Origin of the sequence: Polaromonas sp. C04 (assembly GCF_002002705.1) — a bacterium.
Taxonomy (GTDB): domain Bacteria; phylum Pseudomonadota; class Gammaproteobacteria; order Burkholderiales; family Burkholderiaceae_C; genus Rhodoferax_A.
In genome coordinates, this window is sequence record NZ_MUNS01000023.1 from 44730 (window position 1) to 63096 (window position 18367).

Annotated in this window: 19 protein-coding genes; 13 read left to right on the forward strand and 6 right to left on the reverse strand. The window is 64.6% G+C overall.

The window, feature by feature from the left end; genetic code table 11:
* Window positions 1-17 precede the first annotated feature (17 nt).
* Complete coding sequence (locus B0E49_RS05230; protein ID WP_077560918.1) at window positions 18-734, reverse strand: isochorismatase family protein; 717 nt, start codon at window positions 732-734, stop codon at window positions 18-20.
* Window positions 735-872: 138 nt separating this feature from the next.
* Here B0E49_RS05230 and B0E49_RS05235 point away from each other — a divergent pair, with 138 nt between their 5' ends.
* The 9 genes from B0E49_RS05235 to B0E49_RS05275 all read left to right on the forward strand — a co-directional run bounded on the left by B0E49_RS05235 (window position 873) and on the right by B0E49_RS05275 (window position 11134).
* Window positions 873-1829, forward strand: a complete 957-nt coding sequence (locus B0E49_RS05235; RefSeq protein WP_077560919.1) for a LysR family transcriptional regulator — start codon at window positions 873-875, stop codon at window positions 1827-1829.
* Window positions 1830-1997: 168 nt separating this feature from the next.
* A complete protein-coding gene (gene glyA, locus B0E49_RS05240; RefSeq protein WP_077560920.1) occupies window positions 1998-3257 on the forward strand; it encodes a serine hydroxymethyltransferase in 1260 nt (419 codons plus the stop codon).
* Window positions 3258-3274: 17 nt separating this feature from the next.
* Complete coding sequence (locus B0E49_RS05245) at window positions 3275-4651, forward strand: L-serine ammonia-lyase (RefSeq protein WP_077560921.1); 1377 nt, start codon at window positions 3275-3277, stop codon at window positions 4649-4651.
* A 15-nt stretch (window positions 4652-4666) separates the two neighbouring features.
* Window positions 4667-5911, forward strand: coding sequence for a sarcosine oxidase subunit beta family protein (locus B0E49_RS05250; RefSeq protein WP_077560922.1), 1245 nt, complete (start codon window positions 4667-4669; stop codon window positions 5909-5911).
* 9 nt (window positions 5912-5920) lie between these two features.
* A complete protein-coding gene (locus tag B0E49_RS05255; RefSeq protein WP_077560923.1) occupies window positions 5921-6229 on the forward strand; it encodes a sarcosine oxidase subunit delta in 309 nt (102 codons plus the stop codon).
* Complete coding sequence (locus tag B0E49_RS05260; RefSeq protein WP_077560924.1) at window positions 6226-9219, forward strand: sarcosine oxidase subunit alpha family protein; 2994 nt, start codon at window positions 6226-6228, stop codon at window positions 9217-9219. The genes B0E49_RS05255 and B0E49_RS05260 overlap by 4 nt, the downstream gene beginning before the upstream one ends.
* Entirely contained in the window at window positions 9212-9820 is a 609-nt protein-coding gene (locus B0E49_RS05265; protein ID WP_168175007.1) for a sarcosine oxidase subunit gamma, read from the forward strand. Before B0E49_RS05260 ends, B0E49_RS05265 begins: the two co-directional genes overlap by 8 nt.
* On the forward strand, window positions 9817-10275 hold the full coding sequence (locus B0E49_RS05270; protein WP_077560926.1) for a hypothetical protein: 459 nt from the start codon (window positions 9817-9819) through the stop codon (window positions 10273-10275). Before B0E49_RS05265 ends, B0E49_RS05270 begins: the two co-directional genes overlap by 4 nt.
* Entirely contained in the window at window positions 10256-11134 is an 879-nt protein-coding gene (locus tag B0E49_RS05275) for a formyltetrahydrofolate deformylase (protein WP_077560928.1), read from the forward strand. The genes B0E49_RS05270 and B0E49_RS05275 overlap by 20 nt, the downstream gene beginning before the upstream one ends.
* A gap of 156 nt (window positions 11135-11290) precedes the next feature.
* On the opposite strand, the gene B0E49_RS05280 is transcribed toward B0E49_RS05275, so the two are convergent.
* The 4 genes from B0E49_RS05280 to smpB form a co-directional block, all read right to left on the reverse strand.
* Window positions 11291-12157 carry an anti-sigma factor family protein gene (locus tag B0E49_RS05280; protein WP_174571069.1) on the reverse strand — a complete coding sequence of 289 codons (867 nt, stop codon included), beginning with the start codon at window positions 12155-12157 and terminating at the stop codon, window positions 11291-11293.
* Window positions 12158-12174: 17 nt separating this feature from the next.
* The gene (locus B0E49_RS05285; RefSeq protein ID WP_077560932.1) at window positions 12175-12699 is read right to left on the reverse strand and encodes a sigma-70 family RNA polymerase sigma factor; all 525 of its coding nucleotides are present in this window, start codon (window positions 12697-12699) and stop codon (window positions 12175-12177) included.
* Between the two features lie 24 nt (window positions 12700-12723).
* Entirely contained in the window at window positions 12724-13098 is a 375-nt protein-coding gene (locus tag B0E49_RS05290) for a COG4315 family predicted lipoprotein (protein WP_077561272.1), read from the reverse strand.
* 104 nt (window positions 13099-13202) lie between these two features.
* On the reverse strand, window positions 13203-13688 hold the full coding sequence (smpB, locus tag B0E49_RS05295; protein ID WP_077560934.1) for an SsrA-binding protein SmpB: 486 nt from the start codon (window positions 13686-13688) through the stop codon (window positions 13203-13205).
* Window positions 13689-13767: 79 nt separating this feature from the next.
* Here smpB and B0E49_RS05300 point away from each other — a divergent pair, with 79 nt between their 5' ends.
* Entirely contained in the window at window positions 13768-14208 is a 441-nt protein-coding gene (locus tag B0E49_RS05300) for a type II toxin-antitoxin system RatA family toxin (protein ID WP_077560936.1), read from the forward strand.
* Window positions 14209-14212: 4 nt separating this feature from the next.
* Window positions 14213-14548, forward strand: a complete 336-nt coding sequence (locus tag B0E49_RS05305) for an RnfH family protein (RefSeq protein WP_077560938.1) — start codon at window positions 14213-14215, stop codon at window positions 14546-14548.
* Between the two features lie 27 nt (window positions 14549-14575).
* On the opposite strand, the gene B0E49_RS05310 is transcribed toward B0E49_RS05305, so the two are convergent.
* Complete coding sequence (locus tag B0E49_RS05310) at window positions 14576-15247, reverse strand: DUF4124 domain-containing protein (RefSeq protein WP_353647343.1); 672 nt, start codon at window positions 15245-15247, stop codon at window positions 14576-14578.
* On the opposite strand from B0E49_RS05310, the gene guaB reads away from it, so the two are divergent.
* Both guaB and guaA read left to right on the forward strand, forming a co-directional pair.
* Window positions 15246-16715, forward strand: a complete 1470-nt coding sequence (gene guaB, locus B0E49_RS05315; RefSeq protein WP_077560940.1) for an IMP dehydrogenase — start codon at window positions 15246-15248, stop codon at window positions 16713-16715. The genes B0E49_RS05310 and guaB overlap by 2 nt on opposite strands.
* Before the next feature lie 11 nt (window positions 16716-16726).
* On the forward strand, window positions 16727-18346 hold the full coding sequence (guaA, locus tag B0E49_RS05320) for a glutamine-hydrolyzing GMP synthase (RefSeq protein ID WP_077560942.1): 1620 nt from the start codon (window positions 16727-16729) through the stop codon (window positions 18344-18346).
* Window positions 18347-18367: the final 21 nt, after the last annotated feature.

Genomic DNA, 18367 nt, shown 5'->3' on the forward strand with positions numbered 1-18367 from the left:
TACTGCTAGGCGTTGTCTCAGGCGGCGAGCTTTTCGCTGGCCAGCTTGGCCTGGCCGATGCGGTCCAGGTATTTCAGGCAGGTCTCGGTGGTCTCGACGTCGCCGAACTTGGCGTCGATGTCGAACAGGTTCCACAGCACCGCACCCGGCACGCGGTCGCCGATGGCCTCTTTCACTGCAATCGTGCGGAACCCGTCGGCGAGGCCGTCACAAATCGTCTCACGCACGCAGGCCGAGGCGGTGACACCGGTAACCAGGATGGTGTCGACACCCGCGGCGCGCAGGTAGCCGGCCAGATAGGTACCGTGGAACGAACTGGCGCGCTTCTTGATCAGCAACTGCTCGCCTTCAATCGGGGCAATGCGCGAGTCGATCGCCCAAAGCTCCGGGTTGCTCTGGGCCACCACGTCGACCGGAATCTTGTCGTGCCACAGGCCCATGTCGGTGTTCGAGTTCTTGCGGTCCGTGATCTGGTAGCAGGTGGTCACGTGCACCACCGGAAAGTCGTACTTGCGAAAGCTCTTGAGTAGCGCCTGCATCGAAGGGATGATCTGGTCGTCGACATGCTCGCAGGTAAAGGGATTGCCGGGACGTGTCCAGGCGTTGGCGAGGTCGACGCTGATCAACGCGGGCTTGCTGCCGAATCCGATACGGCGTTGAAAGCCACGCTCCTTGTAGCGGCGCGTGGCCTCGGCGAAGGCGGCTTCGAGGGCTTGTTCGAGGGCGTCTGACATGGGTTACTCCTTGGTTAGTCAGGCTCGGCTGCGATCCGGGTGGCGGTCGCATTGAAGGGCCGATGAAGTGAATATAATTTGCGGAAAGCATCGTTTGATACCAATAACGCTACGATTAATGCATTTTTTGGTAACGCCATGAGCGAGATATCTACAGGCACCCTGCGTTTGCCTAAATTCGACGTGCGCCAGGTTCGCGCCTTCCTGGTGGTCGCCGGGGAGCTGCACTTCGGGCGGGCTGCAGAGCGCCTGTTCACCAGTCAGCCCGCGCTGAGTCGCACCATCCATGCGCTCGAAGATGCGGTGGGCGTGTCGCTCTTCGAACGCTCGACGCGGCGCGTACGCCTGACATCGGCCGGCGAGGCCTTTGCCGCTGAATGCAGCCTGGCGCTGGGGCACCTCGAACGCGCGAGCACCGCGGCCCTCGAAGCGGCCGACGGCCGCGCCGGCCGATTGCGGGTTGGCTACATGGACTTTGCGATCAACGGGCGCCTGCCCTCCCTGCTGCAGGGCTTCCGTGCCGGGTTTCCGAGAGCGGTGCTCGACCTCGAATACAACCCGAGTTCGAAGCAGCGCGTTGCGCTGCTAGAGGGCCGTATCGACGTCGGCTTCGTGATCGGAGAATTCGAGAGCCAGAAGGTGCTGAACGTGCTCGTCGATCAGAACGACTATGTCGCGCTGCTCCCCGACACGCACCCGCTGGCGTCGCGCCGCACGCTGCGCCTGGCCGACCTGGCCGAAGAACCCTTTGTAATGGGTACCGAAGACGCATTCAGCACCTTTCGCCGGCTGTTTTTTCCCGTGTGTCACACCGCCGGCTTCTTCCCGAACATCGTGCAGCTGGCGTCGAACACCAGCGGCATCTTCGGCATGGTGGCCGCGGGGGTCGGTGTAAGTGTCTACGCCGGCTGCGCGCGCAACATCGGGCGTGTCGGCGTTGTCGTCAAACCACTGGTTGACGTGAGCGACGTGATCCCCACATTTGCCGTGTGGGTGGCCGACAACCCGTCAGAGGTGTTGCACGGATTCAGGGACTTCCTCGTCGCGAATGCACGCCTGCGCATGGCCGCCACGCACGCCCCCCGCTCACCATAAAACTCCAACTCGGAGCGCGCCGATGATGCAGGGGCGTCGCAGGGAAAACCCGCATCCTCGCATGTCGCAATTTGCACATCTTCTGACGCAATCGGCATTGCATGGTCAGCTGTTGGCGACGAAGATTCGCTTCACATCGAATCCTCCGATCCCTACAGGACCCACACCATGTTCAGCTACAGCAAGCAGACCCTTCAAGCCGTCGACCCCGATCTGTGGGCCGTGATCCAGCATGAGCACCAACGCCAGGAGCAGCACATCGAGCTGATCGCGAGCGAGAACTACACCTCCCCGGCGGTGATGACGGCGCAGGGCAGCCAGCTCACCAACAAGTATGCCGAAGGCTATCCGGGCCGGCGCTATTACGGCGGCTGCGAATTCGTCGACCAGGCCGAACAGCTTGCCATCGACCGGGTCAAGCAACTCTTCGGTGCCGACCGCCATGGCTGGGCCGCCAACGTGCAGGCGCACTCGGGCGCGCAGGCCAACGAAGCCGTGTTCATGGCCTTCATGAAGCCGGGCGACACCTTCATGGGCATGAACCTGGCCGAAGGCGGCCATCTCTCGCACGGCATGGCGCTGAACATGAGCGGCAAGTGGTTCAATGTGGTGAGCTACGGCCTGAACGAGAAGGAAGAAATCGACTACGACGCGATGGAGCGCAAGGCGCACGAGAGTCGGCCGAAAATCATCATCGCCGGCGCCTCGGCCTATGCGCTGCGCATCGACTTCGAGCGCTTCGCAAAGGTGGCAAAGGACGTCGGGGCGCTGCTGATGGTAGACATGGCGCACTATGCCGGCCTGATCGCGGCCGGCCAGTACCCCAACCCCATCCCGCACGCCGACATCGTCACCAGCACCACGCACAAGAGCCTGCGCGGCCCGCGCGGTGGCATCATCCTGATGCGCCCCGAGCACGAAAAGGCGATCAACAGCGCGATTTTTCCCGGCCTGCAGGGCGGCCCGCTGATGCACGTCATTGCCGCCAAGGCGGTAGCCTTCAAGGAGGCGCTGGCGCCCGAATTCAAAACCTACCAGCAGCAGGTGGTGAAAAATGCCGCAACGCTGGCCGAGACGCTGGTGCAGCGCGGCCTGCGCATCGTGTCGGGCCGCACCGAAAGCCATGTGATGCTGGTGGACCTGCGCGCCAAGGGCATGACCGGCAAGGCCGCCGAAGCCTTGCTCGGCCGCGCCCACATCACCGTCAACAAGAACGCCATTCCCAACGACCCCGAAAAACCGATGGTGACCAGCGGGGTGCGCCTGGGCTCCCCAGCCATGACCACGCGCGGCTTCAAGGAGGCCGAGGCACGCCAGGTCGGACACCTGATTGCCGACCTGCTCGACCATCCGGACAACGAAGCGGAAATGGACAAGGTACGCGCCGAAGTGGCCAAGCTGACCGCTGCCTTCCCGGTGTACGGCTGAACAGCGAGACCCACCCCATGTCACTCAGTACTTTCGATCTGTTCAAGATCGGTATCGGGCCGAGCAGCTCGCACACCGTCGGGCCGATGCGTGCGGCCCGCCTGTTCGCGGTGGCGCTGCGACAGAGTGCCTGGTTGAAGGCCGTGCACCGCGTTCGCTGCGAACTCTATGGTTCGCTCGGCGCCACCGGCAAGGGCCACGGCAGCGACAAGGCCGTGTTGCTGGGCCTGGAGGGCGAAGAGCCCGACCTCGTCGAGCCGGACGCTATCGCGCCGCGACTGCAGCGCCTGCGCGAGTCGCAGATCCTGAACCTGCTTGGAGTACATCTGGTCGCGTTCAACGAACGCGAAGACCTTGTGTTCCTGCGCAAGACGCTGCCTTTCCACCCCAACGGCATGCGTCTGTATGCCTTCGATGCGAGCGGCGCGACCCTGCTCGAGAAAACCTACTATTCGGTCGGTGGCGGCTTCGTCATCAGCCAGGATGCACAGGGCCAGCCGGCACTGGTGCCCGACCCGCAACCGCTGCCTTACCCGTTCTCGAGCGGCGACGAACTGCTGCTGCGCTGCGGCGAAAGCGGCCTGTCCATCGCGCAGCTGATGTGGCACAACGAACTGGCATGGCGCGACGCCGAGGCGGTGCGCGCCGGCCTGCTGCGTATCTGGAACGTCATGCAGGCCTGCGTGCAGCGCGGCATCGCCACCGAGGGCGTTTTGCCTGGCGGCTTCAAGATCAAGCGTCGCGCCGCCGAGTTGCACCGCGACCTGACGGCGCACCCCGAGGCGGCGCTGAAGGATCCGCTGCAAATGATGGACTGGATCAACCTTTATGCGCTGGCCGTCAACGAGGAAAACGCCGCCGGTGGCCGCGTCGTCACAGCGCCCACCAACGGGGCGGCGGGCATTGTGCCGGCCGTGATGCACTACTACACACGCTTCGTCCCCGGCGCGAACGAGCAGGGCGTAATCGATTTCCTGCTGACCGCCGCCGCCATTGGCATCCTGTACAAGGAAAACGCCTCCATCTCCGGTGCCGAGGTCGGTTGCCAGGGAGAGGTTGGTGTGGCCTGCTCGATGGCTGCCGGCGCGCTGGCGCAGGTCATGGGCGGCACGCCGGAGCAGGTCGAGAACGCCGCCGAGATCGGCATGGAGCACAACCTTGGGCTCACCTGCGACCCGGTCGGGGGACTGGTGCAGATCCCGTGTATCGAGCGCAACGCGATGGGATCGGTCAAGGCGATCAACGCCGCGCGCATGGCGCTGCGCGGCGACGGCAAGCATTTCGTCTCGCTCGACAAGGTCATCAAGACCATGCGCGAGACCGGCGCCGACATGAAGACCAAGTACAAGGAAACCTCGCGCGGCGGACTGGCCGTGAATATCGTCGAGTGCTGAGTCAAGGAACACACCATGCAAAAATTTTCAATCTGGTCGCTGCTGCGCAACAGCATGTCCTACCACGAGGGCTGGCAAAAGCAGTGGCGCTCGCCCGAACCGAAGCGCGAGTACGACGTGGTGATCATCGGCGCCGGGGGCCACGGCCTGGCCACGGCCTACTACCTGGCCAAGGAGCACGGCGTGCGCAACATCGCAGTCGTGGAGCGCGGCTACCTGGGAGGCGGCAACACGGCACGCAACACCACCATCGTTCGCTCCAACTATCTGTGGGATGAATCCACGGCGCTGTACGAGAAGTCGATGAAACTGTGGGAAGGCCTGTCGCAGGACATCAACTACAACGTGATGTTCAGCCAGCGCGGGGTGCTGAATCTGGGCCACAGCCTGCAGGAGATGCGCGACATCGAGCGCCGGGTCACCGCGAACCGGCTCAACGGGGTTGACGGCGAGGTTGTCACGCCGGCGCAGATCAAGGAGATGGTCCCGTTCATCAACCTGAACACGCGCTACCCGGTGCTCGGGGCCTCGCTGCAGCGCCGCGGCGGCGTGGCACGCCACGACGCAGTCGCCTGGGGCTTCGCACGCGCCGCCGACGCGCATGGCGTGGACATCATCCAGAACTGCGAGGTCACTGGCATTCGCCGCGATAACGGCGCGGTGGTGGGCGTCGAGACCGCCCAAGGCTTCATCAAGGCCAAAAAAGTGGCGATCGTGGCAGCCGGCCACTCCAGCGTGATCGCCAGCATGGCCGACATCCGCCTGCCGATCGAGAGCCGGCCGCTGCAGGCCCTCGTGTCCGAGCCTCTCAAGCCGATCTTTCCGAACGTGGTGATGAGCAACGCGATCCACGCCTACATCAGCCAGTCCGACAAGGGCGATCTGGTCATAGGGGCCGGCGTCGACCAGTACAACGGCTACGGCCAGCGCGGCAGCTACCACACCATCGAGCACACGCTGCAGGCGATTGTCGAGATGTTCCCGTTGTTTTCGCGCGTACGCATGAACCGGCAATGGGGCGGCATCGTCGATGTCTCGCCCGATGCCTGCCCCATCATCGGCTTGACACCGGTCAAGGGCCTGTACATCAATTGCGGCTGGGGCACCGGCGGCTTCAAGGCCACGCCCGGCTCGGGCTGGGTGATGGCGCACACCGTCGCGCAAGACCGGCCGCATGCGCTCAATGAAGCGCTGTGCCTGGATCGCTTCTACAACGGCCACCTGATCGATGAGCACGGCGCGGCCGGCGTCGCACACTGAGGAAAAACCATGTTGCAAATCAACTGTCCCTGGTGCGGCCCCCGCGCCGAGACCGAATTCACCTGCGGCGGCGAAGGCGGCATCGTCCGGCCCACCGCCACTGAAACCATGACCGACGCGCAGTGGGGCGACTACGTCTTCATGCGCGAGAACCCCAAAGGCCTGCACTACGAACAGTGGCGCCACTCGAGTGGCTGCGGGCGCTGGTTCAATGCGCTGCGCGACACGGTGAGCTACCGCTTCGATGCCATCTGGAAGATCGGCGAGCCGGTGCCCGCCGCCGCGGCTGCCCATGTTCACGTCGGGGGTGCGAAATGAACGCACGCCTGTCTTCGGGTGGCCGGATCGACCGCCGGCGCGTCGTGAACTTCAAGTTCAACGGCCGTGCCTACCAGGGCTTCGAGGGAGATACCCTGGCGTCAGCGCTGCTGGCCAACGGCGTCTCGCTGGTCGCACGCAGCTGGAAGTACCACCGCCCGCGCGGCATCCTGTCCGCCGGCGTCGAGGAGCCGAACGCGCTGGTGCAGCTGTTCGACGGTGCGCGCACCGTGCCCAATGCGCGTATGACCGAAGTCGCTTTGGTCGAAGGCCTGAACGCACGCTCGATCCATGCCAGCCCGAGCATCGAGTTCGACGCCAAGGCAGTCAACGGCTGGTTCTCACGCCTGATACCGGCCGGTTTCTACTACAAGACCTTCATGGCTTCACAGTCGGCCTGGCATTTCTTCGAGAAACACATCCGTGCCTCAAGCGGCCTGGGCTCTTCGCCCACCGAGAGCGATCCCGACCGCTACGACAAGCGTTACGCGCACTGCGACGTGCTGGTGGTCGGCGCCGGTATCGCGGGCCTGACGGCAGCACTCGCGGCGGGCCGCTCCGGCGCCCGCGTCATGCTGTGCGACGAACAGGCCGAACCGGGGGGCTGGCTACTGTCCAGTGACGAGACGATCGACCAGTTGCCGGCCACGCAGTGGGTGGCGCGCGCGCTCGCCGAGCTGGCCGCGATGCCTGAGGTGACCCTGTTGCCACGCACCACGGCCTTTGGTTACCTGGACCACGATCTGGTGGCGCTGGCCGAGCGCCGCGCCGACCACCTACCGACCGGACAAGCGCCGGTGTTTCGCGAGCGGTTGTGGCGGGTGCGCGCCAAACAGGTGGTGCTGGCCACCGGCGCGCACGAACGCCCGCTGGTGTTCGGCAACAACGATCTGCCGGGCGTGATGCTGGCGGGCGCCGTTTCCACCTACGTGCGCCGCTATGCCGTGCTGGCAGGGCGCCAGGCCGTGGTTTTCACCAACAACGACGCCGGCTACGACGCCGCGCTGGCCCTCAAGGGTGCCGGCGCCGCTGTCCAGGTGGTCGACGCACGCACCACGCCGCGCGGCTCGCTAAGCCAGCGCGCCAGGGGCGCCGGCATTGAAATCCTCGCTGGCCATGTGATCACGGAAGCGCGCGGCGGCAAGCGTGTCAGCGCCGTCGTGGTCCAGGGCATCGACGCGCAAGACCGGCTGACGGGTGCGGCGCGCACGCTGGCCTGCGATCTGGTGGCGCTGTCGGGCGGCTTCAGCCCGGTGATCCACCTGCATTGCCAGGCCGGCAGCAAGGCCGTCTGGGACGATGCGCGGGCGGCCTTCCTGCCAGGCAAACCAGCCCAGGCCGAGCGCTCGGCCGGGGCCTGCCGGGGCCTGCTGTCACTGCATGAGTGCGCCCGGGATGGCTTGGCCGCGGGCATCGCCGCGGTCCAGACACTCGGTCTCAAGGCCGTGGAAACGGCGGCCCCCAGCGTCGCCGCGAGCGACGCCGGCGACCTGCGGGCGCTGTGGCTGGTGCCGCACGCACGCGGGGTCAGCCGTGCGCCCAAGCAGTTCGTCGATCTGCAGAACGACGTGGCCGCCTCCGATATCCACCTTGCCATCCGGGAAGGCTTTGAGTCGATCGAACACGTCAAGCGCTATACCGCGATGGGTTTTGGCACCGACCAGGGCAAGACCGGCAATATCAACGGCATGGGCATCGCCGCGCAGGCACTCGGCAAGACGATTCCACAGGTCGGCACCACCACCTTCCGCCCTAACTACACGCCCGTGACCTTCGGCGCGGTGGCGGGGCTTGAGCTCGGCGACGCGTTCGATCCGATCCGCACCACCGCCATGCACGACTGGCACGTCAAGCAAGGCGCGCTGTTCGAGGACGTCGGGCAATGGAAGCGCCCCTGGTACTACCCGAAGAATGGTGAAGATTTGCATGCGGCCGTGAAGCGCGAGGTGCTGGCGGTACGCAACGGCGTCGGCACGCTCGATGGCTCGACGCTGGGCAAGATCGACATCCAGGGGCCGGACGCCACCACGCTGCTGAACTGGATGTACAGCAACGCCTGGTCCAAGCTCGAAATGGGCAAGTGCCGCTATGGCCTGATGCTGGACGAGAACGGCATGGTGTTCGACGATGGTGTGACCGTGCGCCTGGGCGAAAACCACTACCTGATGCACACCACGACCGGTGGCGCAGCGCGCGTGCTGGCCTGGATGGAGCGCTGGCTGCAGACCGAATGGCCGCACCTGAAGGTCTACCTGACCAGTGCCACCGACCACTGGGCCACCTCGATTGTGGCGGGTCCCAAGAGCCGTACCGTGCTGAAGAAGATCTGCCAGGATGTCGATTTCGACGATGCGGCCTTCCCGTTCATGTCGTACCGCGAGGGCACGGTGGCCGGCATCAGGGCCCGCATCATGCGCATCAGCTTTTCGGGCGAGCGCTGCTATGAGGTCAACGTGGCGTCCGGCGACGGGCTGCGCGCCTGGGAGGCCATTCACGCCGCGGGGGCGGAGTTCGGCATCACGCCGTACGGCACTGAAACGATGCACGTGCTGCGCGCCGAAAAGGGCTACATCATCATTGGTCAGGACACCGATGGCTCGGTCAGCCCGTTCGATCTCGGCATGGGCGGCCTGGTGACCAAGACCAAGGACTGCCTGGGCAAGCGTTCGCTGGCGCGCGCCGACACCCAGCGCTCCGATCGCAAGCAACTTGTCGGGCTGCTGCCAGACGACCCGCAGTTTGTGTTGCCCGAGGGAGCACAGATTCTGAACGACGTGCCGCTCAAAATCCCGGCGCCGATGGTCGGTCACGTCACCTCCAGCTACATGAGCCCGACACTCGATCGCTCGATCGCGATGGCGCTCGTGAAGGGCGGCGCGAGCCGCATGGGTGAGCGCGTGCATGTCTCGATGCGCGATGGCCGCACCACCACAGCCATCATCGCCAACCCGGTCTTCTTCGACCCCAAAGCGGAGCGTCAAAATGCTTGAACCTCTACAGCGCACTGCTTTACCCGGCGGCCGTGCGCCCGCCACCACCACAGCCCTCTCCGATCGGGCCCTGCTGGCCGGATGGCGCACGGGACTGGCGATCGTCAACCTGCGTGGAAACGCAGAAGACCCGGCGTTTCGGGAGGCGGTGTCGCGCGCACTCAACCTGGAGCTGCCGGTTCGGCCCTGTTCGAGCATTGCCGACGCCGTGCACCGCCTGGTCTGGATCGGGCCTGACGACTGGTTTGTCATCGGCCCCAAGGGCCAGGCCAGCGTGATCGAGGCGAAGCTGCGCGCAGCACTGGCCGGCATGCATCATGCGGTCACCGACGTCAGCGGCGGCTATACCGTTCTGCACCTCAGCGGCACACCCGTGCGCGAAGTGTTGGCCCAGGGCTGCCCGCTGGATCTGCACCCGCGCGTGTTCGGGCCCGGCTCGAGCGCCGGCTCGCTCTTCTTCAAAGCTTCGATATGGCTGTGGCAGACCGACGAGGCACCCATCTACGAGGTGCTGGTGCGCAGCAGCTTTATGGGCTACTTCTGGCTAATGCTGGAGCGCAGCACGCAGGAGTGCGGCCTGGTCACGCGCCGCTTCCAATGAACACCACCTGGACCATCAGGATCGAGCGGATGGAAATCCTCCTGCCGGTGGGCATTTACGCCTACGAACTGGAGCCGCAGCCGGTGTGGGTCAGCCTGACGGCCAGCGGTGCGGCCAGTGCGTCGCCGAGCGCACTCGACCAGTGTTTCGATTATGAGCCCCTGTGCCACTGGCTGACGCAGGTATGGCCGCGCACGCCGCACACGCCCTTGCTCGAGACGCGCATCAACCAGTTGCTCGACTTTGTGTTTGGCCTGGATGAGCGGGTGCAGGATGTGTGGGTTGGCCTTTACAAACAGCGCATGAGCCAGCAGGCCGTGGCGGTCGGGATCGAGCGGTGTACGACCCGGGTCGAGTTCGAAGCACAGCAGTGCACCGCCGGTATGGCTGTGGCACGGCTCGTTGCCAATCCGATCAACCATGAAAGGGAACCGTATGCAGCCCTCACACCCTGACTCTGCGCGCTATGTCTTGACCCTCGCCGTCGCCAGTGCGCGCGGTCAGGTGGCAGCGCTTACTGCCCTGCTCGAACGACACGGGGCCTACATCGAGGAGTTCACCGTATTCGACGATGTGCTCGTGTCGCGCTTTTACGTGCGCACGGTGTTTCGACTCGACGCCACCGGGCCGACCGAACTCGGTGTCCTGCGCGAGGCATACGCAAAACTCGTGGCCAGCTTCGACCAGGCCGAAGGTGCCGTGCACGAACTGAGCCACCCGACCCGGGTGCTGATCATGGTCTCGAAGGCCGATCATTGCCTGCGCGATCTGCTGGACCAGTGGCGCCGCCGCGAGTTGAACATGAATATAGTGGCCGTGGTCTCAAATCACGCCGATCTGGGGCCGATCGTGCAAGCCGAAGGCCTGCCTTTCCATCATCTGCCCATCACGGCCGATACCAAGCCGCAGCAAGAAGCGGCGCTGCTGCGCTGCATCGAGCAATACGACGCCGAGCTGGTCGTGCTGGCGCGTTACATGCAGGTGCTGTCTGAAGACCTGTGCCGCACGCTGGCCGGGCGCGTCATCAACATTCATCATTCGTTCCTGCCCGGTTTCAAGGGTGCGCGCCCCTATGAGCAGGCACACGCGCGAGGCGTCAAGCTGATTGGTGCCACGGCACACTTTGCAACAAGCGATCTCGATGAAGGACCCATCATCGAGCAGGCGCTGGAACGCGTGGACCATGCCTTCAGCCCCGAACAGTTGCTCAGTACCGGGCGCAATGTCGAATGCCTTGCCTTGAGCCGCGCGTTGCGATACGTCCTGGAGCACCGTGTCTTTATCAACGGGATGCGCACGGTAGTTTTAAGGTAGCGATCGAATCCGGCAGCATACAGGCAGAGCAATGGAGTGCTACCAGATTAATAGCTGAAAGTGACCACCTTGTGGGGACTACAGGCCGAATTGATCCTTATTCTTGCTGCCCACCGTGCAGCACATGACTGATTCGACGCCTATCTCGACGGCCCCTCAGCGGGCCGGCTCAAGCTGCTGGTAGACCGCGTCGGCCAGTTTCATCAGACTTTCGCGCGGCAGCTGGCCTGCCAGCGCATAGCCAAAGCCCTGGTCGATCCAGTAAAAGCGAGGCACCGGGCCATCGGTCGAGAAGCGAAATGCGGTTTCACCGCGCCCGTTGCCAGGCTCTCCTGTGGCGTGTGCGTTGGTCGCGTCGTGCGTCACGGCCCCCAGGTACAAGGTCACGCGCTCGCCGCTCGTGTTCTGGAACATGAACTGGGCGCGTGCGCCGTCGTCGCCGGGCAGCAGTCGTCCGCCCACCAGCGCATAGCCCTGCGCCGACAGGTCGGGGATCTTCAAGGGCTTGCCCAGGCGTTTGGACAGCCATTGCACCAAATGCTCCTGCTGCGCCGCCGTGACTTCGACAGGGTGGCGCACCTCGGGCGCATAAACGGCATGGGCCACGGCGGCCTGATGCGCAAATTCCTGGCCGGCCCGGGCCTTGTCCAGCGCTTGCACCACTCCGGGCCGCAGCGCCTGGGCATGGTCGTAGCCGCCATGCGCCAGCCAGCCCACGCCAAATGCGAGCACGACGCCGGCGGCGACGCCACTCAGGCGCCACCAGTGATCGAGTTGGTCCCATGCACCGGCGGCGCGTTGCGCGGCCGCCAGCAAGGTGGGCGGTATGGCCTCGTCGCGCAACGATCCGTGCAGGCTGCGCAGAGCCTCGCGCTGGGCGCGCCAGGCCACCAGGGTGGCGTGGGCGGCGGAATCCTGTGCCAGCCGCTCCTGCAGCGCGGCCTGCTCGGCCCCGGTGAGCTGCCCATCCAGCAGGGCATGCAGCTCGTCCTCGGTGACCGGGGTGAAATTTGGGGTATCCATGGGGTGGTCCGGGGGCATTATTTGAGCCGGCGCAGCACAGGTGGATGGCTGGCTTTGTCGGGCCGGCCCTCCATCAATTCGCGCAGGCGGCTGCGCGCGCGCGACAGGCGTGACATCACGGTGCCCAGGGGCACGCCGGTGATGCGGGCGACTTCGTCGTAGCGCAGATCCTCTACGCTGACCAGCAACAGCACCACACGCTGTTCTTCAGGCAGGCGCAGCAGGCAGCGCTCGATGTCCAGCGTCAGGTCTGTTGCCGCACCGCTGGCCTGCAGTTCGTGGCCCGCATCGTCCACATCGACCCGGACTCCCGCGGCCGATTGCCGCGCGCTGCGCCGCACCTGGCTGACAAACTGGTTGTGCATCAGGGTAAACAGCCAGGCCCGCAGATTCGAGCCTGCCGTCCACAGACGCCACTTGCTGCAGGCGCGCTCCAGCGTGTCCTGTACCAGGTCGTCGGCAGCCCAGGCATCGCCGGTCAGCACACGCGCGTAGCGCCGCAGGCCGGGGATCTGGGCAACCAGTTCGGAGCGGTGATCCATGGACTGTGGCTGTCGCGCCGACTCTTACGGCTTGGCGGCGTGCCACAGCTTCAGAAAACCGTCGCCGCCTTTGTCGCCGGGCTTGGCGTCCTTGGACCAGTAATACAGCGGCTTGCCCTTGACGGCCCATTGCATCTTGCCATCTTCACGGGTGATCATCGTGTAGTCGCCCGAGGCCTTGTCGCTGCTGCTGGCCACGAACGGCGGCCAGTTGGTCGCACAGCCTCCATTGCAGGCGGACTTGCCCGAGCCCGCCATGTCCTTGTCAAAGGTGTAGAGCGTCATGTCGTTGGGGCCGACCAGCACGCCGTCGGCCACCTTGGCGGGCGTTTGGGCGTACATGGAAGCACAGCCTGCGAGCAGGGTGGCGGCGAGGGCGGCGGCGGGTATCAGTTTCATGAAGTTCTCCATTGGGTTGCGGGGGCAGAAAAAGGTCTGCACCCGCATCAACGCCGAGGCATGCGTCTATATTCCATGGGCGCCGGATTTATTTCCGCGTTACATCAACGATGGCGCACCTTCATGGCGCGTTCAACCTCGCGCTTGCCCTCGCGGTCCTTGATGGTGTCGCGCTTGTCGTGCTCGGCCTTGCCCTTGGCCAGCGCAATTTCGCATTTGACCTTGCCGGCCTTCCAGTGCAGGTTGAGCGGCACCAGGGTGTAGCCCTTTTGCTCCACCTTGCCAATCAGCCGCTTGATCTCTTCCTTGTGCATCAGCAGCTTCTTGGTGCGCACCTTGTCGGGGTTGATGTGGGTGGAGGCACTGCCCAGCGGATTGATCTGGCAGCCAATCACATACAGCTCGCCGTCGCGGATCACCACGTAGCCATCGGTCAGTTGCACCTTGCCCTCGCGCAGCGACTTCACCTCCCAGCCTTCCAGCACCATGCCGGCCTCGAAACGCTCCTCGAAGAAGTAGTTGTATGCAGCTTTCTTGTTGTCGGCAATCCGGGTCGGTTTTTGTGCAGCGGTATCGGGTTTCTTGGCCATGGGGTCCAGATGGGGTTGAAAAGCGGGCTTGTAAGAGGGCGCGCAAGGCTTGTCTACAATTCCGCGAGCCTTACATTCTATGAAAACCGTCCACAAGTCCGTCCTGATCTGGTACAGCCCCGAAGAAATGTTCGCCCTGGTCACGGATGTGGCGCGCTATCCGCAGTTCCTGCCCTGGTGCGACCACGCCGCTGTGGTCGAGGTCGATGCCGCGGGCATGACGGCCGAAGTTGGCATCTCGTTCGGCGGCATCCGCCAGGTCTTTATCACCCGCAATGACCATGTGGCGGGACGCCAGGTGGGCATGAGACTGGTCAAGGGGCCGTTTTCCCGGCTGGACGGGCAGTGGAACTTCGTGCCGCTGGGGGAAGGCGGCGAGCGCGCCTGCCGGGTTGAGCTCACACTCAACTACGGCTTCGACAATGCGGCGCTGGCGACGTTGGTGGGGCCGGTGTTCGACAAGATCGCCGGCAGCCTGGTGGATGCCTTCGTCAAGCGGGCCGGACAGGTTTACGGGTAAGGCCATGACGATCCGCGTCAGCATTGTCTATTCCAGCGGGCCGCGCCACACCCATGAGCAATGGGTCACGCTGGAGGATGGCGCCAGCGTCCTGCAGGCCTTGCAGATCAGTGGTGTGCTGCAGGCATTTCCCGGGATTGGCCTGGCGCATGCGAGTGTCGGGGTCTGGAGTCGCAAGGCCGGCCTGAACCAACTGCTGCGCGAGCATGATCGGGTCGAAGTCTACCGGCCGCTCACGGTGGACCCCAAGGTGGCGCGGCGCGAGCGCTTTCGCAAGCAGGGTGCCAAGGCGGCCGGGCTGTTTGCCAAGAAGCGCTCGGGCGCCAAAGCCGGCTATTGAGCCAGCGGCCGTGCAGGAATGGCCGGCCTAATTGCAGTCGGCATTGATGATGGACTGAACGCGCTGAGTCTCAGCGGCCCGCGCGGCGTCGTCCATGATCACGCGCTCGCCCTTGTCATTGGTGCTGGCAATGCGCACGCCGGAGTCCAGGCCGGCCTTCGATTGCCTGGCGCGGGCGCAGTTGTCGGCTTTGGCCTGGGCTATCTTTTGCTCCTCGGCCTTTTTCTTGGCCGCTTGCGCGTCTTCGGCCTGTTTTTTCTTCTCTTCGAGTTCCTTGTCCTTGCCGCTGAGCTTGGGCGCCATGCCTTCCACTTTGGCGCTCGAAGTGCCCGCGTCGGTACCGGGTGCGGTCGCAGCGGCCGGCAAAATGACGGCTGGGCTGCGCCCGGCGGGCTGCTTCAGGATATTTTTTTCCGGTGTGTCGGCGGGCGGAGCACGATCACTGAACACCTTGCGGCCATCCTTATCGATCCATTGCCACTGCGCCATGGCCGACATCGACATCAGGCAGGCCACGCCGAACAGGAAAACTCTAGACAAATTCATGCGGGGTAGTTTAGCGCCGGCATCGCGAATTTTGTGTTGCATTCCTTCCACTGGCATCGTGCTGGGCGGCAGTTTGTCAACTTTTGCCGGCCATCGCCCTTCAGGGTAAACACCAGAGGCGCGGGTACAATCTGTTTTTTGGAGCCATCTCATGCGCCTATTAGGAAAAGCGCTCACCTTCGACGATGTGTTGCTGGTGCCAGCGTTCTCCCAGGTCCTGCCCAAGGACACTTCTCTCGCGACCCGTTTCTCCCGCAACATTTCCCTGAACCTGCCCCTGGTGTCCGCCGCCATGGACACGGTCACGGAAGCCCGCCTGGCAATCGCCATCGCGCAGGAAGGCGGCATGGGCATCGTGCACAAGAACTTCACCGCGCAGGAACAGGCCGCCCAGGTGGCCAAGGTCAAGCGCTACGAGTCGGGCGTGCTGCGCGACCCGGTGGTGATCACGCCCAACCACACGGTGCGCCAGGTCATGGACCTGTCGGAGCAGCTCGGTGTCTCGGGCTTTCCGGTCTGCGATGCCGGCAAGGTGGTGGGCATCGTCACCAGCCGCGATTTGCTCTTCGAGACCCGCTACGACGTGCCCGTGCGCGAGATCATGACGCCGCGCGAGAAGCTGGTCACGGTCAAGGAAGGCGTGACCTCCGCCGAAGCGCGTGCGCTGCTGAACAAATACAAGCTGGAGCGGCTGCTGATGGTGAACGACGCGTTCGAGCTCAAGGGTTTGATCACCGTCAAGGACATCACCAAGCAGACCAGCTTTCCGAATGCCGCACGTGACTCGCATGGCAAGCTACGGGTGGGCGCGGCGGTCGGGGTGGGCGAGGGCACGGAAGAGCGGGTGGAGGCGCTGGTCAAGGCCGGCGTCGATGCCATCGTGGTGGACACCGCGCACGGCCACAGCCAGGGCGTGATCGAACGCGTGCGCTGGGTCAAGCGCAACTACCCGCAGGTGGATGTGATCGGCGGCAACATCGCCACCGGCGCGGCGGCGCTGGCGCTGGTCGAGGCCGGCGCCGATGCGGTCAAGGTCGGCATCGGCCCCGGCAGCATCTGCACCACGCGCATCGTGGCCGGCGTGGGCGTGCCGCAAATCATGGCGATCGACAGCGTGGCAACAGCCCTGCAGGGCAGCGGCGTGCCTTTGATCGCCGATGGCGGCATCCGCTATTCGGGGGACATTGCCAAGGCGATTGCCGCCGGCGCCAGCACCGTGATGATGGGCGGCATGTTCGCCGGCACCGAAGAGGCGCCTGGCGAGGTGATCCTGTTCCAGGGCCGCAGTTACAAGAGCTATCGCGGCATGGGCTCCATTGGCGCCATGCAGCAGGGCAGCGCCGACCGCTACTTCCAGGAGGCTACCACCGGCAACCCGAATGCCGACAAGCTGGTGCCCGAGGGCATTGAAGGCCGCGTGCCGTACAAGGGATCGATGGTCTCCATCGTGTACCAGATGGCGGGCGGCGTGCGCGCCAGCATGGGTTACTGCGGTTGCGCCACGATCGAGGACATGAAAAACAGGGCCGAGTTCGTGGAAATCACCACCGCCGGCATTCGTGAGAGCCATGTCCACGACGTGCAGATCACCAAAGAAGCCCCCAACTACCGCGCCGACTGATTTTCTTTTTCATGCAGCACCAAAAAATCCTCATCCTCGATTTCGGCTCGCAGGTCACCCAGCTCATTGCGCGGCGTGTGCGCGATGCCCACGTTTTTTGTGAAGTTCACCCCTGCGACGTGACCAACGAGTGGGTGCACGAGTATGCGAAGGACGGCCGGCTTAAAGGCGTGATCCTGTCCGGCAGCCACGCCAGCATCTACGAGGAGACCACCGACAAGGCGCCGCAGGCCGTATTCGATCTGGGCGTGCCGGTGCTGGGCATTTGCTACGGCATGCAGGCCATGGCGCACCAGCTGGGCGGCGTCGTGCAAAGCGGGCACAAGCGAGAGTTCGGCCCTGCCGATGTGCGGGCGCATGGCCACGCCCAGCTCCTCGAGGGCATCCAGGACTACACCACCCCGATGGGCCACGGCATGTTGCAGGTGTGGATGAGCCATGGCGACAAGGTCACCGAGTTGCCACCCGGGTTCAGGCTCATGGCGTCCACCGACAGCTGCCCGATTGCCGGCATGGCCGACGAAGAGCGCCGGTTTTACGGTGTGCAGTTCCACCCTGAAGTCACGCACACCAAGCGCGGCGCGGCCATTCTGGAGCGCTTTGTGCTGGACATCTGTGGCACTCGCGCCGACTGGATCATGGGCGACTACATCGGCGAGGCGGTCGAGAAAATCCGCGCGCAGGTCGGCAGCGATGAAGTCATTCTGGGCCTGTCCGGCGGCGTCGATTCCTCCGTGGCGGCCGCGCTGATCCACCGCGCCATCGGCGACCAGCTCACCTGCGTGTTCGTCGATCACGGACTGCTGCGCCTGAACGAGGGCGACATGGTGATGGACATGTTTGTCGGCAAGCTGCACGCCAAGGTCATCCGGGTGGATGCAGCGACGCAGTTTCTCGGGCACCTGGCGGGCGTGAGCGAGCCGGAGGCCAAGCGCAAGATCATCGGGCGCGAGTTTGTCGAGGTATTCAAGGCGCAAGCCCAGAAGCTGCGGGCATCAGATGCTACAAAAAATGGAGCGAAATGGCTGGCTCAGGGCACCATCTATCCCGACGTGATCGAGTCCGGCGGCGGTAAAGCCAAGAAGGCCGTGACGATCAAGAGCCACCACAACGTCGGCGGGCTGCCCGAACAATTGGGCCTGAAGCTGCTGGAGCCGCTGCGCGAGTTGTTCAAGGACGAAGTGCGCGAACTCGGCGTCGCGCTGGGCTTGCCGTACGACATGGTGTACCGCCATCCCTTCCCCGGCCCGGGCCTGGGTGTGCGCATCCTGGGCGAAGTCAAAAAGGACTACGCCGACCTGCTGCGCCGCGCCGACGCCATCTTCATCGAGGAGTTGCGCAATTTCAAGGACGAGGCGAGCGGCAAAAGCTGGTACGACCTGACCAGCCAGGCCTTCGCCGTGTTCCTGCCGGTCAAGAGCGTGGGCGTGATGGGGGACGGGCGCACCTACGATTACGTGGTTGCGCTGCGTGCCGTGCAGACCAGCGACTTCATGACCGCCGACTGGGCCGAGCTGCCCTATGCGCTGCTCAAAAAGGTGTCCAGCCGCATCATCAACGAGGTGCGAGGCATCAACCGCGTGACCTACGACGTCAGTAGCAAGCCGCCGGCAACGATCGAGTGGGAGTAGGGGGAGGCGCGGGGTTTCGCT

What these genes read in the sequence shown, in the direction of transcription:
- glyA (WP_077560920.1), top strand. Translation starts at nt 1,998, where the DNA reads ATGTTCAGCTACAGCAAGCAGACCCTTCAAGCCGTCGACCCCGATCTG.
- B0E49_RS05245 (WP_077560921.1), top strand. Translation starts at nt 3,275, where the DNA reads ATGTCACTCAGTACTTTCGATCTGTTCAAGATCGGTATCGGGCCGAGC.
- B0E49_RS05270 (WP_077560926.1), top strand. Translation starts at nt 9,817, where the DNA reads ATGAACACCACCTGGACCATCAGGATCGAGCGGATGGAAATCCTCCTG.
- smpB (WP_077560934.1), bottom strand. Translation starts at nt 13,688, where the DNA reads ATGGCCAAGAAACCCGATACCGCTGCACAAAAACCGACCCGGATTGCC.
- B0E49_RS05305 (WP_077560938.1), top strand. Translation starts at nt 14,213, where the DNA reads ATGACGATCCGCGTCAGCATTGTCTATTCCAGCGGGCCGCGCCACACC.
- B0E49_RS05280 (WP_174571069.1), bottom strand. Translation starts at nt 12,157, where the DNA reads ATGGATACCCCAAATTTCACCCCGGTCACCGAGGACGAGCTGCATGCC.
- B0E49_RS05255 (WP_077560923.1), top strand. Translation starts at nt 5,921, where the DNA reads ATGTTGCAAATCAACTGTCCCTGGTGCGGCCCCCGCGCCGAGACCGAA.
- B0E49_RS05235 (WP_077560919.1), top strand. Translation starts at nt 873, where the DNA reads ATGAGCGAGATATCTACAGGCACCCTGCGTTTGCCTAAATTCGACGTG.
- B0E49_RS05285 (WP_077560932.1), bottom strand. Translation starts at nt 12,699, where the DNA reads ATGGATCACCGCTCCGAACTGGTTGCCCAGATCCCCGGCCTGCGGCGC.
- B0E49_RS05250 (WP_077560922.1), top strand. Translation starts at nt 4,667, where the DNA reads ATGCAAAAATTTTCAATCTGGTCGCTGCTGCGCAACAGCATGTCCTAC.
- B0E49_RS05230 (WP_077560918.1), bottom strand. Translation starts at nt 734, where the DNA reads ATGTCAGACGCCCTCGAACAAGCCCTCGAAGCCGCCTTCGCCGAGGCC.
- guaA (WP_077560942.1), top strand. Translation starts at nt 16,727, where the DNA reads ATGCAGCACCAAAAAATCCTCATCCTCGATTTCGGCTCGCAGGTCACC.
- guaB (WP_077560940.1), top strand. Translation starts at nt 15,246, where the DNA reads ATGCGCCTATTAGGAAAAGCGCTCACCTTCGACGATGTGTTGCTGGTG.
- B0E49_RS05310 (WP_353647343.1), bottom strand. Translation starts at nt 15,247, where the DNA reads ATGAGATGGCTCCAAAAAACAGATTGTACCCGCGCCTCTGGTGTTTAC.
- B0E49_RS05300 (WP_077560936.1), top strand. Translation starts at nt 13,768, where the DNA reads ATGAAAACCGTCCACAAGTCCGTCCTGATCTGGTACAGCCCCGAAGAA.
- B0E49_RS05275 (WP_077560928.1), top strand. Translation starts at nt 10,256, where the DNA reads ATGCAGCCCTCACACCCTGACTCTGCGCGCTATGTCTTGACCCTCGCC.
- B0E49_RS05290 (WP_077561272.1), bottom strand. Translation starts at nt 13,098, where the DNA reads ATGAAACTGATACCCGCCGCCGCCCTCGCCGCCACCCTGCTCGCAGGC.
- B0E49_RS05265 (WP_168175007.1), top strand. Translation starts at nt 9,212, where the DNA reads ATGCTTGAACCTCTACAGCGCACTGCTTTACCCGGCGGCCGTGCGCCC.
- B0E49_RS05260 (WP_077560924.1), top strand. Translation starts at nt 6,226, where the DNA reads ATGAACGCACGCCTGTCTTCGGGTGGCCGGATCGACCGCCGGCGCGTC.